This is a genomic window from Aeromonas sp. EERV15 (assembly GCF_900079845.1).
GTDB classification, from domain to species: domain Bacteria; phylum Pseudomonadota; class Gammaproteobacteria; order Enterobacterales; family Aeromonadaceae; genus Aeromonas; species Aeromonas sobria.
Genome location: NZ_FKKY02000001.1, coordinates 187135 through 201526 on the forward strand (window position 1 = coordinate 187135; position 14392 = coordinate 201526).

Annotated in this window: 13 protein-coding genes; all 13 read left to right on the forward strand. The window is 60.4% G+C overall.

Annotation, left to right across the window (positions count from 1 at the left end; translation table 11 throughout):
• Positions 1 to 54: 54 nt before the first annotated feature.
• The 13 genes from BN4575_RS00810 (at position 55) to exeK (ending at position 14352) form a co-directional block, all read left to right on the forward strand.
• Complete coding sequence (locus tag BN4575_RS00810) at positions 55 to 1176, forward strand: beta-ketoacyl-ACP synthase III (protein ID WP_068976750.1); 1122 nt, start codon at positions 55 to 57, stop codon at positions 1174 to 1176.
• Between the two features lie 49 nt (positions 1177 to 1225).
• Positions 1226 to 2671 carry an HD domain-containing phosphohydrolase gene (locus tag BN4575_RS00815; protein ID WP_068976751.1) on the forward strand — a complete coding sequence of 482 codons (1446 nt, stop codon included), beginning with the start codon at positions 1226 to 1228 and terminating at the stop codon, positions 2669 to 2671.
• Between the two features lie 291 nt (positions 2672 to 2962).
• Positions 2963 to 4531 carry an ExeA family protein gene (locus BN4575_RS00820; RefSeq protein WP_068976899.1) on the forward strand — a complete coding sequence of 523 codons (1569 nt, stop codon included), beginning with the start codon at positions 2963 to 2965 and terminating at the stop codon, positions 4529 to 4531.
• Entirely contained in the window at positions 4531 to 5223 is a 693-nt protein-coding gene (exeB, locus tag BN4575_RS00825) for a GspB family T2SS assembly factor variant ExeB (RefSeq protein ID WP_068976752.1), read from the forward strand. The genes BN4575_RS00820 and exeB overlap by 1 nt, the downstream gene beginning before the upstream one ends.
• 238 nt (positions 5224 to 5461) lie before the next feature.
• A complete protein-coding gene (gene exeC / locus BN4575_RS00830) occupies positions 5462 to 6307 on the forward strand; it encodes a GspC family type II secretion system variant ExeC (protein WP_139245055.1) in 846 nt (281 codons plus the stop codon).
• A gap of 21 nt (positions 6308 to 6328) precedes the next feature.
• On the forward strand, positions 6329 to 8353 hold the full coding sequence (gene exeD / locus BN4575_RS00835; protein WP_068976753.1) for a GspD family T2SS secretin variant ExeD: 2025 nt from the start codon (positions 6329 to 6331) through the stop codon (positions 8351 to 8353).
• Positions 8353 to 9858: a GspE family T2SS ATPase variant ExeE gene (gene exeE / locus BN4575_RS00840; RefSeq protein ID WP_042020174.1), complete on the forward strand. Its 1506-nt coding sequence runs from the start codon at positions 8353 to 8355 to the stop codon at positions 9856 to 9858. Before exeD ends, exeE begins: the two co-directional genes overlap by 1 nt.
• Before the next feature lies 1 nt (position 9859).
• Positions 9860 to 11080: a GspF family T2SS innner membrane protein variant ExeF gene (exeF, locus tag BN4575_RS00845; protein ID WP_068976754.1), complete on the forward strand. Its 1221-nt coding sequence runs from the start codon at positions 9860 to 9862 to the stop codon at positions 11078 to 11080.
• Positions 11081 to 11169: 89 nt separating this feature from the next.
• On the forward strand, positions 11170 to 11601 hold the full coding sequence (exeG, locus tag BN4575_RS00850) for a GspG family T2SS major pseudopilin variant ExeG (RefSeq protein WP_042020172.1): 432 nt from the start codon (positions 11170 to 11172) through the stop codon (positions 11599 to 11601).
• Positions 11602 to 11648: 47 nt separating this feature from the next.
• The gene (gene exeH, locus BN4575_RS00855; protein ID WP_068976755.1) at positions 11649 to 12221 is read left to right on the forward strand and encodes a GspH family T2SS minor pseudopilin variant ExeH; all 573 of its coding nucleotides are present in this window, start codon (positions 11649 to 11651) and stop codon (positions 12219 to 12221) included.
• 118 nt (positions 12222 to 12339) lie between these two features.
• Positions 12340 to 12699, forward strand: a complete 360-nt coding sequence (gene exeI, locus BN4575_RS00860) for a GspI family T2SS minor pseudopilin variant ExeI (RefSeq protein ID WP_068976756.1) — start codon at positions 12340 to 12342, stop codon at positions 12697 to 12699.
• Positions 12696 to 13355 (forward strand): GspJ family T2SS minor pseudopilin variant ExeJ, encoded by a 660-nt coding sequence (gene exeJ, locus BN4575_RS00865; protein WP_068976757.1) that lies wholly within the window; start codon positions 12696 to 12698, stop codon positions 13353 to 13355. The genes exeI and exeJ overlap by 4 nt, the downstream gene beginning before the upstream one ends.
• Positions 13345 to 14352 (forward strand): GspK family T2SS minor pseudopilin variant ExeK, encoded by a 1008-nt coding sequence (gene exeK / locus BN4575_RS00870; protein ID WP_083220973.1) that lies wholly within the window; start codon positions 13345 to 13347, stop codon positions 14350 to 14352. Before exeJ ends, exeK begins: the two co-directional genes overlap by 11 nt.
• Positions 14353 to 14392: the final 40 nt, after the last annotated feature.

The window sequence follows — 14392 nt, forward strand, 5'->3', positions numbered from 1 at the left end:
CCCTCTCTACCCTATAAACCGACAAGCCGGGAACGCACCCGGCGAGGAGCAAAGATGACCTCTATCGTGATCAGTGGCTCAGGCCTCTATACCCCACCCTTTGCCGTCAGCAATGAAGAGCTGGTGGTCGCCTTTAACCAGTATGTGGATCTCTACAACGAAGAGAACGCCTCCGCCATCGACGCTGGCCAGCTACCCGCCAAGCAGCATTCAAGCTGCGAGTTCATCGAGAAGGCCTCCGGCATCAAAAGCCGTTATCTGGTGAGCCGCGAGGGGGTGCTCAACCCCGACATCATGCAGCCGCTGCTGGCGGAACGGCCCGATGAAATGCCCTCCATCATGGTGGAGATGGCGGTGGCCGCCGCCGAACAGGCGCTGATCGCCGCCGGCCGCGAGCCGGGGGAGATCGATTTGGTGATAGTGGCGGCATCCAATATGCCGCGCCCCTATCCGGCGCTGGCCATCGAGCTGCAGCACTATCTGGGGGCGAGCGGCATGGCCTTTGACATGAACGTGGCCTGCTCATCCGCCACCTTCGGCATCAAGACTGCCGCGGACATGCTGGCGGCGGGCACCGCCAGAGTGGCGCTGGTGGTCAATCCGGAGATCTGCTCGGGGCACCTCAATTTTCGCGATCGGGATAGCCACTTTATCTTCGGCGATGCCTGCACTGCTGTGCTGCTGGAGCGGGAAGCCGATTGCAAGGTGGCCAATCCGTGGCAACTGGTGGCCAGCAAGCTGGTGACCCAGTACTCCAACAACATCCGCAACAACTTCGGCTTTCTGAATCGGCTCAGCCTGCGTACCCGCTATGGCGATGACAAGCTGTTCCGCCAGCAGGGGCGCAAGGTGTTCAAGGAGGTATTGCCGCTGGTGTGCGACCAGATCACCAGCCAGCTCGATGAGCAAGGCTGGCCCACCGAAAGCCTGAGCCGACTCTGGCTCCATCAGGCCAACCTCACCATGAACCAGTTCATCGGCCGCAAGCTGCTCGGCCACGATGCCAGCCAGCAGGAGGCGCCGGTCATTCTTGATAGCTATGGTAATACCAGCTCGGCGGGTTCCATCATCGCGTTTCATCTGTACAATCGCGACCTTGCTGCGGGGGCCCGCGGTGTACTTTGCTCATTTGGCGCTGGCTACTCCATCGGTAGCCTGCTGCTGCAGCGTCTGTAATGGCGGGCCTCCCGCCGATATAACAATAACCAGCAACATGGGTGGGAATATGCAGAGGATCACGGGGCGCTGCGCCCTGCACTACGGGGTAACCCTGTCACTCTTTTGTCTCTATGGCTGGCAGGTCTGCCCGTTTCTCGAGAGCCTCACCCTACCCCAGTTGCTGGGGCCAACCCTGGTGACGTTCGCCATCATGTTCGCCGTGCGCAACCGGCTGCTCTCAAGGCGGCCCCTGCCGCGCAACGAGCTGAACGGGTTCGGCCTGGAGGTGGGTTTCTACCTGCTAGGGGCGCTGCTGCTCTCGTGCTACAACGCCCTGAACCACGACTTTCCGCTGGAGAGCCATCTCAAGGTGCTGCTGGGAATGACTACCCTCGGCTTTCTGGTCGCAGCCGATCTGACCCTGGAGCGGGGCTGGCATCGGGCCAGAGCACGGCAAGCTGAGCAGAGTCTGGCGCTGAGCCACCCGCTGGCCATGCCGCTGCCACGCAAGTTCACCCTCTTTACACTGGCGACCCTCACCCTGCTGGGAGGCGTCTTCTTCTTGCTGTTCAACAAGGATCTGGAGTGGCTGGTGACGGTGGAGCGCAGTCTGCCGAGGGCCGATGCCCAGCACTACATCCTGTGGGAGATCGCCTTCGTGATGACGGTGACCTTCTGCTATCTCGCCCTCATCATCCACGGTTATGGTCGCAATCTCGGCCTCTCCCTGCGCCAGCAGACCCGCACCATGGCCAGAGTGCAATGCGGTGACTTCGACGCCCGGGTGCCGGTCACCCGGGATGACGAGTTCGGCCTGATTGCCGCCAGCACCAATCAGATGATCGGCGAGCTGAAATCCCGCAGCGACGAGCTCAACCTGACCCGTGACGTGGCCATCCTCGGCCTCGCCTCGCTGGCGGAGACTCGGGACAACGAGACCGGCGCCCATATCATCCGCACCCAACACTATGTGAAGGCGCTGGCGCAATACCTCAGTCGCAACGAGCGGGATCGCTACCCGCTCGATGACGCCACCATCGACCTGCTGTTCAAATCGGCGCCCCTGCACGATGTGGGCAAGGTGGGCATTCCCGACGCCATCCTGCTCAAACCGGGCAAACTGACCGACGAGGAGTTCGCCATCATGAAGCGCCACCCGCAGATCGGCGCCGATGCGCTGGCCAGTGCCGAGGCGCAGCTGGGCTCCAACTCCTTCCTGCGACTGGCCAGGGAGATCTCCCTCACCCATCACGAAAAGTGGGATGGCAGCGGCTATCCGGCAGGGCTGGCGGGTGAGGATATTCCTCTCTCCGGGCGCTTGATGGCGGTGGCGGATGTCTACGATGCGCTCATCTCGAAGCGGGTCTACAAACCAGCCTTCAGCCATGACGAGGCGAAAGCCATCATCGTGAAAGGGATCGGCAACCATTTTGATCCCGGCATCGTCGCGGCTTTTCTCGCCTGCGAGGCGCAGTTCAGGGAAATTGCCGCGCAGTTTCAGGATCACCACTGAGCAGGTGCATCCCGACCCTTTGCCGTGGTGGCTGACAGGGCAACCTGCGTCATAAAAATGCACACAAGCGGCATGTGCCACGCCGGGCATATTGATATTTCCCTTTATTTACAGATGTTTTTTGTCATTTTGTGATCCGGGTTCGTGCTGATGACGCAACCGGGATCACAAGATGGCAGGAAAATCGCGGCATTAGCCATCCAGCGTCTAATGATGGCTTCCAATGAAAGCGAGGTTTGCTATCATCTGGTGATATTTTTCATCTTTCGCCAGCCAAACAAGAATACCCTCATGTACACACAGTTCTTCGGCCTCTCGGAACATCCGTTTTCCATCTCGCCCAATCCCAAATACCTCTATATGAGCGAGCGCCACGGCGAAGCCCTTGCTCACCTCAACTATGGATTGCAGGATGGCGGCGGCTTTGTGCTGCTGACCGGCGAAGTGGGCACCGGCAAGACCACCGTCTCCCGCTGCCTGCTGCAGCAACTGCCGGCAGAGACCGAGATCGCCTATATTCTCAACCCCTCGCTGACCGAGCGGGATTTGCTAGCGGCCATCTGCGATGAATTTCAACTCCCCTACCCTGACGATGCCGGGATCAAGCGGCTGTTTGACCTGATCCGCGATCACCTGCTGGCCAACCTGGCAGCAGGCAAGCGTAGCGTGGTGTTGGTGGATGAGGCCCAGCATCTGCTGCCCGGGGTGCTGGAGCAGTTGCGTCTGCTCACCAACCTCGAAACCGACGAACGCAAACTGCTGCAAGTGGTGCTGATCGGTCAACCCGAGCTGCAGCAGATGCTGCGCCAACCCCTGCTGCGTCAGCTGGCCCAACGCATTACCGCCCGCTATCACCTGTTGCCTCTGTCGCACCCTGATGTGGATGCCTATGTCCGTTTTCGCCTGCAGGTGGCTGGCTGCGTGCAACCGATTTTTACCCCCAGAGCCATCAAGACACTCCACCGCCTGAGTGGTGGCATCCCCCGTTTTATCAACCTCATCTGCGATCGCGCACTGATCGCCGCCTTCTCCCGTGGCAGCTACAAAATAGTGCATAGCGATATCAGTCAGGCCGCATTTGAAGTAAACGGGGTGCGCGATGAGGGGAGCTGGATCTCCGGTCTGATGATAACGCTGGCGGGCGCCCTGCTGGTGGCCGCAGGTTGGTGGGGCTGGCAACTGTTTGGCGTATTGCCCGAGCGCCCGGTGGTCAAGGTCGAGGTGCCGGTCACCGTCGACGAGACTGCCGAGCAGCAGGAACAACTCACCGAGGCGATCAATCAGGCCATCGATCCCGATAGCGCCATGCAGAATCTTTACAAAGTCTGGGGCTATGAGGTCGACTCTTTCGAGGCGACCTGTGACAACGCCCCTCGCGCTGGCCTGCGCTGTCTGGAGGGTGAGGCGAGCCTCGATGAACTGCGCGCCCTGCAACATCCCGCCATGATCACTCTGACCGACGAGACTGGTGGTATCTACTACGCGACCCTGGTCAATCTGGGGCCGAGCAAGGCCAGCCTGATGATCGGCAGCCAAAGCTGGCAGGTGGAGCGGCAGTGGCTCACCGACAACTGGGGTGGCAGCTACACCTTGCTCTGGCGCATGCCCAAAGGGGGGGTCAGCCTGATTGCCAGTAATGCCGGACAAACCCAGATCCAGTGGCTCGACAACGCCCTGAGCCGTGCGCTGCAACAGCCCGAACGCAAGGTGCGCCGTTTCGATGGCGAGCTCAAAAACAAACTGCAGCAGTTCCAGCAAGATCAGGGACTGACCCCCGACGGCATCGCAGGCAGCAATACCCTGTTGCGCCTCAATGTCCACTCCGGTGAACCCATGCCCAGACTGGAGGATGCCTCCTGATGTCCACCCTGCTCAAAGCGCTGCACCGCGCACAGCAACCGCAACAGAGCGCCCATATCCCTGCCATGGGATTGCCAATGCCCCGTGAAGAAGAGCGCAACCCCCGCCGCATCGGCTGGCTGCTCGCACCGTTGGCGCTGCTGCTGGGGGTTGCCGCCAACTATGGCTGGCATCTGCTGCACAATCGCCCCATTGAGGAAAAAGTGGAAGTAAAGGAGGTGATTACCCCTCCCTTCGTGCGGGTCGAACCCAAGGCGATGATCACCCGGCCACTGCCGCCCCCCTTGCCAGAGCCGGTAGTACAACCCAAAGTGGTGGCCAGAAACGACGCAGCCAACCAGGGCCAGGCCCCCTCTTTGAGTCTGGCCGAGCAATTGATGCGGGCACTCAACGATACCCCGTTGCAAGAAACCCCCGGGGCATCCGCTCAGAACGTACAACCGGCCCAATTGATGGCACTGGCTGCTGCCCCGCAGTCGATACGCCAGCAAGTGCCGACACTGAGCTATGGCTCCCATCTGTTCTCATCCAATGCGGCCAAGCGGGCCGTCGTGCTCAATGGCCGCGAATACCGTGAGGGCAACGAAGTGGCGCCCGGCGTGCACCTTGCCACCATAGAGCAGCAGTACATTGTGCTGGATGTGAGTGGACAGAGCGTGACCCTCAAGGCGCTGCAGGATTGGCGCGGATAACTCATAAATTGCACAGGGTCATCGTTGGCGCCATCTTGGCGAGCATCAGGCGGGGCATGTAGTGACGCAGGCTGTTACTTTTATCAGCACCCATTCAGGCTTAGTGTGATGAAATATTCATTTTTGCTTATTGGCGTGCTCAGCGCCGTTGTGTCGCAGCCACCGTCCGTACACAATACGCAGCCGACCCAGAACCTGGAATTTGTTGATTAATATGACATTACGATTCAGGGATGAGATCTTGACCCTGCTGGCCCAGTGCCGGCGGCTCCCCATGACCAGAGTCACCCAGGTGATTTTTCTGGTATTGCTGCTGATGCTGGCGCAACAGAGCGCCGCCCTCACCTGGCGTCTGCTCACTCTGGCAAGCCCGCAAACCAGCCAGCCGTGGCAACCAGTACCGGTAGCCACTGCCAGCCAGAGCGGTCCACGCCTTGAACTGGGAGAGATAAGCCGTCTGGCCCTGTTTGGCAAGGCGATCCCCAAGGCGCAGGCAAAAGCCGCCGCCGTGGCCGCCAACGCGCCGCGCACCCAGCTCAATGCCCAGCTCAACGGGGTGTTGGCGAGCTCAGAGCCCGCCAAATCCATCGCCATCATCGCCATGTCCGGCATTCAAAACTCCTATGGTGTCGGTGATATGATTGACGGCACTCAGGCCAGGATCCGCCAGGTCTTCTCCGATCGGGTGATTATCGAACGGGATGGTCGTGACGAAACCCTGATGCTGGACGGCGAGGAGTACGGCAAGCCGCTGCCACAAACCGGTAACGCCGCACCGCTTGGCGCCCTGCGCAGCGAGCTGATGACCGATCCGGGCAAGATCACCGATTACCTCAATATTTCACCGGTTCAGGTGGATGGCCGCATGACCGGCTATCGCCTCAATCCGGGCACCCATCCGGAATTTTTCAACCAGAGCGGGCTGCAGGCCAATGATCTGGCCATCAGCATCAACGGGCTGGATTTACGAGACAACATGCAAGCCATGCAGGCCATGCAGCAGATGGCGGGTGCCACCGAACTGACAGTGACCGTCGAGCGACAGGGCGAACAGTTCGACATCTATGTGCGCTTGTCAGAATAATGATTTGGAGTCGTACCAATAATGACCACTAAAGGGAAATGCTGGCGTCTGGCCACTATCGCAGCGGCACTGATGATGGCGGGCTCAGCCTGGGCCACCGAATATTCAGCCAGTTTCAAGAACGCCGAGATTGAAGAGTTCATCAATACGGTGGGCAAGAACCTCAATAAAACCATCATCATAGAGCCATCGGTGCGCGGCAAGATCAACGTGCGCAGCTACGACCTGCTCAATGAGGAGCAGTACTACCAGTTCTTCCTGAGCGTGCTCGACGTCTACGGCTTCGCCGTGGTGCCGATGGACAACGGGGTGCTCAAGGTGCTGCGCTCGCGGGATGCCAAAACCTCCGCCATTCCGGTGGTGGATGGCAGCAACCCGGGGGTGGGCGACGAGATGGTGACTAGAGTCGTCCCGGTGCGCAACGTCTCTGTCCGTGAGCTTGCCCCATTGCTGCGCCAGCTCAACGACAACGCCGGTGGTGGCAACGTGGTGCACTACGAGCCCTCCAACGTACTGCTGATCACCGGCCGCGCCGCCGTGGTCAATCGGCTGGTGGAAGTGGTCAACCGGGTCGACCGCGCCGGCGATCAGGATGTGGACATCATCAAGCTCAAGTTCGCCTCTGCCGGCGAGATGGTGCGACTGGTGACCAACCTCAACAAGGATGGCAGCCCCCAGGGAGGCACCGCCTCCCTGCTGCTCTCCCCCAAGGTGGTGGCCGACGAGCGCACCAACTCGGTGGTGGTAAGCGGTGAACCGAAAGCGCGTGCCCGCATTATCCAGATGGTGCGCCAGCTCGACCGCGACCTGCAAAGCCAGGGCAATACCCGGGTCTTCTACCTCAAATATGGCAAGGCCAAAGACATGGTCGAGGTGCTCAAGGGGGTCAGCTCCAGCATCGAGGCCGACAAGAAGGGCGGCGGCGCCACCACAGGTGGTGCCAGCATCGGCGGTGGCAAGCTGGCCATCTCCGCCGACGAGACCACCAATGCGCTGGTCATCACCGCTCAGCCGGATGTGATGTCCGAGCTTGAGCAGGTGGTCGCCAAGCTCGATATTCGCCGTGCCCAGGTGCTGGTGGAGGCGATCATCGTCGAAATCCAGGATAGCGATGGTCTGAACCTCGGGGTGCAGTGGGGCAATGCCAATGGCGGGGGTACCCAGTTTACCAACACGGGCCTGCCACTCGGTGGCGCCATTGCCGCAGGCAAGGATTACCAGAATGGCAAGCCTGAAACTGCAGCCAAATTGCTGGACGGCTTCAACGGCATGGCTGCTGGCTTCTATAAAGGGGATTGGGCCATGCTGTTGACCGCCCTCGCCTCCAATACCAAAAACGATATTCTCTCCACCCCGAGTATCGTCACCATGGATAACAAGGAAGCCTCATTTAACGCGGGTAAGGAAGTCCCGACCCAGACAGGCAGCCAAAGTTCCACCAGTACTGACAGCATCTATAACACCATCGAATACAAAACTGTCGGTACCAAGTTGACCGTCACCCCACAGATCAACGAGGGGGATTCGGTGCTGCTCAATATCGAGCAGGAGGTCTCCAGTGTTGGCAAGCAGGCTGAAGGTACAACGGGTCTCGGCCCGACCTTTGATACCCGTATCGTCAAGAATGCGGTGCTGGTCAAAAGCGGCGAGACCGTGGTACTGGGCGGTCTGATGGATACCCAGACCCTGGAGGAGATATCCAAAGTGCCACTGCTTGGTGATATTCCGGTGCTGGGCTATCTGTTTCGCTCTACCTCGAACACCACCACCAAGCGCAATCTGATGGTGTTTATCCGCCCGACTATTTTGCGCGATGCCAACGTCTACTCCGGCATCTCCAGCAACAAGTACTCCCTGTTCCGTGCCGAGCAACTTGATTTGGCCGCCGAGGAACGCTATCTCACCTCGCCCAAACGCCAGGTACTGCCTGCTTATGGCCAGGATGTGATGATGTCGCCCGAGGTGCAAAAACAGATTGAGCTGATGAAGGCTCACCAGCAGGGAACGGCCGACAGCACCCGCTCGGTTGTCCAGGGTCAGCCCTGATGAGTGCCTACCATCTCGATGGGGGGGTAGGCCCTGCGCCCCTGCCCGAGCTGCCCTTTGCCTTTGCCCGCAACTTCGGGGTGATCCTGATGGAGCGGGCTGGCTTGGCGATATTGCAGTGCCGCCCCGGCGTCACCCCACAAGCCCTGCTGGAAGTACGGCGGGTAGCTGGCTGTGCCTTCACGGTAGAGCAACTGGACAACGACACCTTTGAAGAGCTGCTGATGGCCCACTACCAGCGCGACTCCTCCGAGGCGCGCCAGTTGATGGAAGATCTCGGCAACGAGATGGACTTCTTTGCGCTGGCCGAAGAGCTGCCGCAAAGCGAAGACCTGCTGGATGCCGATGACGACGCCCCCATCATTCGCCTGATCAACGCCATGTTGAGTGAAGCGATCAAGGAAGAGGCCTCCGATATCCATATCGAGACCTTCGAGCGGGCCTTGGTGATCCGCTTTCGCATCGATGGGGTGCTGCGGGAGATCCTACGCCCCCATCGCAAACTGGCCTCGCTGCTGGTATCGCGGATCAAAGTGATGTCGCGGATGGATATCGCCGAGAAGCGGGTACCGCAAGATGGCCGCATCTCATTGCGTATCGGCGGCCGCGCGGTCGACGTGCGGGTTTCAACCATGCCGTCGAGCTACGGCGAGCGAGTGGTGCTCCGTCTGCTGGACAAAAACAACGTGCGCCTCGAGCTCAAACAGCTCGGCATGACCAAGCCCAACCGCACCATCATCAGCGAACTGATTCGCAAACCCCACGGCATTATCCTGGTGACCGGCCCGACCGGTTCAGGCAAGTCCACCACCCTCTATGCGGCGCTCTCGGAGATCAACTCGCGGGATCGCAACATCCTGACGGTGGAAGATCCCATCGAATATGACCTCGAAGGGGTGGGCCAGACCCAGGTCAACAGCAAGGTGGACATGACCTTCGCTCGCGGTCTGCGCGCCATCTTGCGCCAAGACCCGGACGTGGTGATGGTGGGGGAGATCCGGGACCTGGAGACCGCCCAGATCGGGGTACAAGCATCCCTCACCGGTCACCTGGTGATGTCGACCCTGCACACCAACACCGCTATCGGTGCCATCACCCGGATGCGGGACATGGGGATCGAGCCCTTCCTGCTCTCCTCATCCCTGTTGGCGGTGCTGGCCCAGCGACTGGTGCGTACCCTCTGCCCCGACTGCCGTGCCCCGCGCCCCATCACCGAGCAGGAGCGGCTGGCGATGGGCATCGAGCTGGCACCCGATCAACAGGTGTGGCGCCCGGTGGGCTGCGAGCAGTGCAACCACACCGGCTATCGTGGCCGGACCGGCATTCACGAGCTGGTGGTGATCGACGAAGCGGTGCGCGAGGCAATCCACAGTGCCAGTGGCGAACTCGCCATCGAGCGGCTGATCCGTGGCCACACCCCCAGCATTCGCCGCGATGGCATCGACAAGGTCCTCAAGGGGCAGACCAGCCTCGAAGAGGTACTGCGCGTGACCCGGGAAGATTGAGATGGCGGCATTCGAATACAAGGCCCTCGACAACAAGGGGCGCAGCAAGAGCGGCGTGATGGAGGGTGACTCGGCCCGTCAGGTACGCCAGCTGCTGCGTGAGCAAGGGCTCACCCCCCTTGAAGTGAACGAAACCACCGAGAAGGCGAAGCGGGAAGCGACCCGTTTTGCCCTGTTCCGGCGTGGCGCCAGCACCGCCGAACTGGCCCTGATCACCCGCCAGCTGGCGACCCTGGTCGGTGCCGGTCTCACCATCGAAGAGGCGCTGCGGGCGGTCGCCGAGCAGTGCGAGAAGGCTCACCTGCGCAGTCTGGTGGCAACCGTGCGCAGCAAGGTGGTGGAAGGTTATTCGCTGGCCGACTCGCTGGGGGCCTTCCCCCACGTGTTCGACCAGCTGTTTCGCTCCATGGTGGCGGCCGGTGAGAAATCGGGCCATCTGGAAAAAGTGCTCAACCGGCTCGCCGATTACACCGAACAGCGCCAGCACATGCGCACCAAGCTGCTGCAGGCGATGATCTACCCGATCGTGCTCACCTGCGTGGCGGTCGGGGTGATCTCGATCCTGCTCACCGCCGTGGTGCCCAAGGTAGTGGCCCAATTTGAACACATGGGTCAGCAACTGCCGGCTACCACCCGCTTTCTCATCGGCACCAGCGAGCTGATGCAGCACTATGGCCTGTGGTTCCTGCTGCTGATCTTCCTCGGCAGCTTTGTCTGGCGCTGGTGGCTGACCGATGAGAAACGCCGCCGCCACTGGCATCAGGTGATCCTTGGCCTGCCGGTGATTGGTCGGGTCAGCCGCGGTCTCAACACCGCCCGTTTCGCCCGCACATTGAGCATTCTCAACGCCAGTGCGGTGCCATTGCTGGAAGGAATGAAGATCTCCGGCGAAGTGCTCTCCAACGACTTTGCCCGCACCCGTATTGGTGAGGCGGCAGAGCGGGTGCGCGAAGGAACCAGCCTGCGCAAGGCGCTGACCGAGACCAAAATTTTCCCGCCCATGATGCTGCACATGATCGCGTCGGGCGAGCAGAGTGGCGAGCTCGACAGCATGCTGGAGCGAGCGGCGGACAACCAGGATCGGGAGTTTGAATCCCAGGTCAACATCGCCCTCGGGGTGTTCGAGCCGCTGTTGGTGGTCTCCATGGCTGGCGTGGTGCTGTTTATCGTGATGTCGATCCTGCAGCCGATCCTCGAGCTCAACAACATGGTGAATATGTAATTTTCCGGCGTTCGACAGGGAACCTGTCGACCCCACCCATTGATCAATCTCTGATGGGCCATCCCATCTCATTCGTTACGGAGCAACTCATGAACAAACGTCGTCAATCCGGTTTTACCCTGCTGGAAGTCATGGTGGTCATCGTGATCCTCGGCATTCTGGCCAGTCTGGTGGTGCCCAACCTGATGGGCAACAAGGAGAAGGCTGACCAGCAGAAAGCGGTCTCCGATATCGTGGCGCTGGAAAACGCCCTCGACATGTACAAGCTGGACAACAACCGCTACCCGACCACTGAACAGGGGCTGGACGCATTGGTGACCAAGCCTTCCATCGATCCGGCGCCGCGCAGCTACCGCGATGGCGGCTACATCAAGCGCCTGCCGCAAGATCCCTGGGGCAACCAGTACCAGCTGCTGAGCCCGGGCCAGTTTGGCAAGCTCGACATCTTCTCCATGGGTCTGGATGGTGAAGCCGGTACCGATGACGACATCGGTAACTGGAACCTGAAGGATTTCCAATAAGTGATTTGCCACCACCGCATTCACTCCCTCCTGTTGGAGCAGCCTGAATGAGGGCTGCGCCACCTGCTCGTCGCCAATCCGGCTTTACCCTGCTGGAGGTACTGCTGGTCGCCATGCTGATGGGGCTGGTAGCCACCGCTGTCACCCTCAGCATGGGGGGTGCCAGAGGGGATCGTGAGCTGGACAAGCAGGCGCGCCGCCTGATGGCGACCCTGCAGCTGGCGCAGGAGTATGCGGTGATGGATGGTCGGCTGGTGGGCATTCGCATCGAAGATAACGGCTGGCAATTCATGCAGCGTCAGGCCAAGGATCGCAAGTGGCTGGCCCTGACCGGCGACAAGCAACTCGGTCCGGTGCAACTGCCCGAAAATATGGTGCTGACGCTGGAGCTGGAAGGCTTTGGCTGGCAACCGAACCCCGATGAAAAAACCGAACAGAAGCGGGACGAGAAAGAGCGCACACCGCAACTGCTGGTCTTCCCGGGCGGCGAGCTGAGCCCGTTCGTGCTCACCTTCACCCAGCAGGATGACGACGTGCGCTACACCCGCATCGTCAAGGGGGACGAGTTCGGTCGCCTGACACTGCTCACCGGTGATGAAGATGAAGAGGTCTCCGAGTGAACGCCCGCGGTATGACCTTGTTTGAGAAAGGTGTGATGGTGGCGCTACCTCTGTGCCAGCAACACGCCCAACGGGTGATGCTATGTCTGTTTCAACAACACGCGCAGCAGGTGGCGCTATGAACGCCCGTGGCATGACGTTACTCGAAGTGATGGTTGCGCTAGCGATATTTGCCATCGCCGGTCTGGCAGTGATGAAAACCGCCAGCGAGCACCTCTCGGCGCTCAACTATCTGGAGCAGAAGACCCTGGCCAGCTGGGTGGTGGAAAACCAGCTGGTACAGCAAAAACTCGAGAACAAGTGGCCCCGCAGTAGCTGGGTCGAAGGGGACGAGCAGATGGCAGGCACTACCTGGTACTGGCGCTATCGTGGCGTGGCCACCAATGACAATAATTTTCGTGCCCTCGATATGGAAGTGCGCACCGAGGCCAAAGCCGACAGCCCGGTGGCCATAATGCGGACCTATATCAGCCGATGATTCAACACCCTATCCGCACGACTCACCACGCCCGGCCAGCTCGTCAGGGCGGTTTTACCCTGCTGGAGATGCTGGTGGCGATCGCCATCTTCGCCAGCCTCAGCATGGGTGCCTATCAAGTGCTGCAGGGGGTGCTCACCAGCGATGAGGTGGCCAAACGCAAGGAGGCTCGCCTCAATGAATTGCAGCTCGCCTTCACCCTGCTGGAGCGAGATGTCACCCAGATGGTGCCGCGCAGTGGTCGCATCGAGGGGGAGAACAGCAAAGTGCTGCTGGCGGCGTCACGTTTCGGCCAGCAGAGCGATGACTGGGGCATGGCCTTTATGCGCAGCGGCTGGCTCAACCCCGATGGCATGTTGCCCCGTTCTCATCTGCAGCGGGTCGGCTGGCGCCTCAAGGATCAGAAGCTGGAGCGGCTCAGCGATCTCTATCCGGACCCGGTGATCGGCAACGAGCCACGGATCCAGCAGGTGTTGACCGGCGTCACGGCGTTTCGCCTCTATTTCTACGACAAGGGCAGCTGGAAAGAAGGGTGGACCCAGCGCAGCGTGCTGCCCTACGGGCTGGCGGTGGAACTGGATCTGGAGGATTACGGCACCATTCGCCGTCAATTCCTGATTGGGGCCGGTGGCCAGCGAGTCGAAAATGCGAACTAAGCGCCCCTCACCACCCCGCCGCCAGGGTGGCATGGCCCTGCTGGTGGTGCTGCTGATCCTCTCGATTATGGTGATCATCGCCAGCAACATGAGTGGTCGCCTGCAGCTGGAGCTGCGCCGCACCGCCAACATTACCACCGGCAAACAGGCCTGGTGGTATGCCCTGTCGGCGGAAGCGCTGGTGAGCAAGGTGCTGGCGCAGGATTTCAAAGATAACCCGGAAGTGGTCAATCTCAGTCAAAACTGGGCCCGCAAGAATACGGTGTTTCCGGTAGATGATGGCCAGCTGCGGGGTGAGGTAACCGACCTGCAATCCTGCTTCAATCTCAACAGCCTGAGCTTGCCCCCTAAGGAGGGCAGCAGTGGCGAGGAGCTGGAGCAACAACCCTATCCAGTACAGGTGTTTCGCGAGCTGCTCAAACAGCTGGCGATGGAGGAGTATGAGGCAGCCCAGCTCACCGATGCCATTCGTGACTGGACCGACAAGGATACCGCGCTGGTCTCGAGCCTCGGCGCCGAAGATGCCTACTACGAGGGGCTCAAGCCCCCCTATCTGACCGCCAACCAGTTGATGCTGGGCAAGGACGAGCTGCGGGCAGTACGCGGAGTAACGGCCAGGGTCTATGCCAAACTGGCCCCCTACGTCTGCGCCCTGCCGAACGACAAGTTGAAGATCAATATCAATACCCTGGCCCCCGAGCGCCCCGAGTTACTGGTCGCCCTCTATCTGGGCAAGATTGAGTTGAATGACGCCAAACGGGTGCTAACCGAGCGCCCGACCAAGGGGTGGAAAGAGCCCAAGCTGATGACGGATCAACTCACCTCGGCCGACTCGGTCAAAGGGTTGAAAGAGGCGCTGGTAGTCAAAAGCGACTTCTTTGAAGCCCGTATGGTCGCTGAAGTGGGCGATAACCGGGCCTGGCTCGAAACCCTGTTCCAGCGGGGCAAGGACAACAAACTGGTGATGCTGCGCCGCCTCAATGGTGGCGCCGAATAAACAGCGTATCTGCGGGCATCTGGTCGCGGGTACAACAGGT

Bases quoted from the DNA above. Each gene is read 5' to 3' on its own strand.
- exeD (WP_068976753.1), top strand. From the start codon at position 6,329: ATGACCACTAAAGGGAAATGCTGGCGTCTGGCCACTATCGCAGCGGCA.
- exeI (WP_068976756.1), top strand. From the start codon at position 12,340: ATGAACGCCCGTGGCATGACGTTACTCGAAGTGATGGTTGCGCTAGCG.
- BN4575_RS00815 (WP_068976751.1), top strand. From the start codon at position 1,226: ATGCAGAGGATCACGGGGCGCTGCGCCCTGCACTACGGGGTAACCCTG.
- BN4575_RS00810 (WP_068976750.1), top strand. From the start codon at position 55: ATGACCTCTATCGTGATCAGTGGCTCAGGCCTCTATACCCCACCCTTT.
- exeF (WP_068976754.1), top strand. From the start codon at position 9,860: ATGGCGGCATTCGAATACAAGGCCCTCGACAACAAGGGGCGCAGCAAG.
- exeK (WP_083220973.1), top strand. From the start codon at position 13,345: ATGCGAACTAAGCGCCCCTCACCACCCCGCCGCCAGGGTGGCATGGCC.
- exeG (WP_042020172.1), top strand. From the start codon at position 11,170: ATGAACAAACGTCGTCAATCCGGTTTTACCCTGCTGGAAGTCATGGTG.
- exeJ (WP_068976757.1), top strand. From the start codon at position 12,696: ATGATTCAACACCCTATCCGCACGACTCACCACGCCCGGCCAGCTCGT.
- exeE (WP_042020174.1), top strand. From the start codon at position 8,353: ATGAGTGCCTACCATCTCGATGGGGGGGTAGGCCCTGCGCCCCTGCCC.
- exeH (WP_068976755.1), top strand. From the start codon at position 11,649: ATGAGGGCTGCGCCACCTGCTCGTCGCCAATCCGGCTTTACCCTGCTG.
- BN4575_RS00820 (WP_068976899.1), top strand. From the start codon at position 2,963: ATGTACACACAGTTCTTCGGCCTCTCGGAACATCCGTTTTCCATCTCG.
- exeB (WP_068976752.1), top strand. From the start codon at position 4,531: ATGTCCACCCTGCTCAAAGCGCTGCACCGCGCACAGCAACCGCAACAG.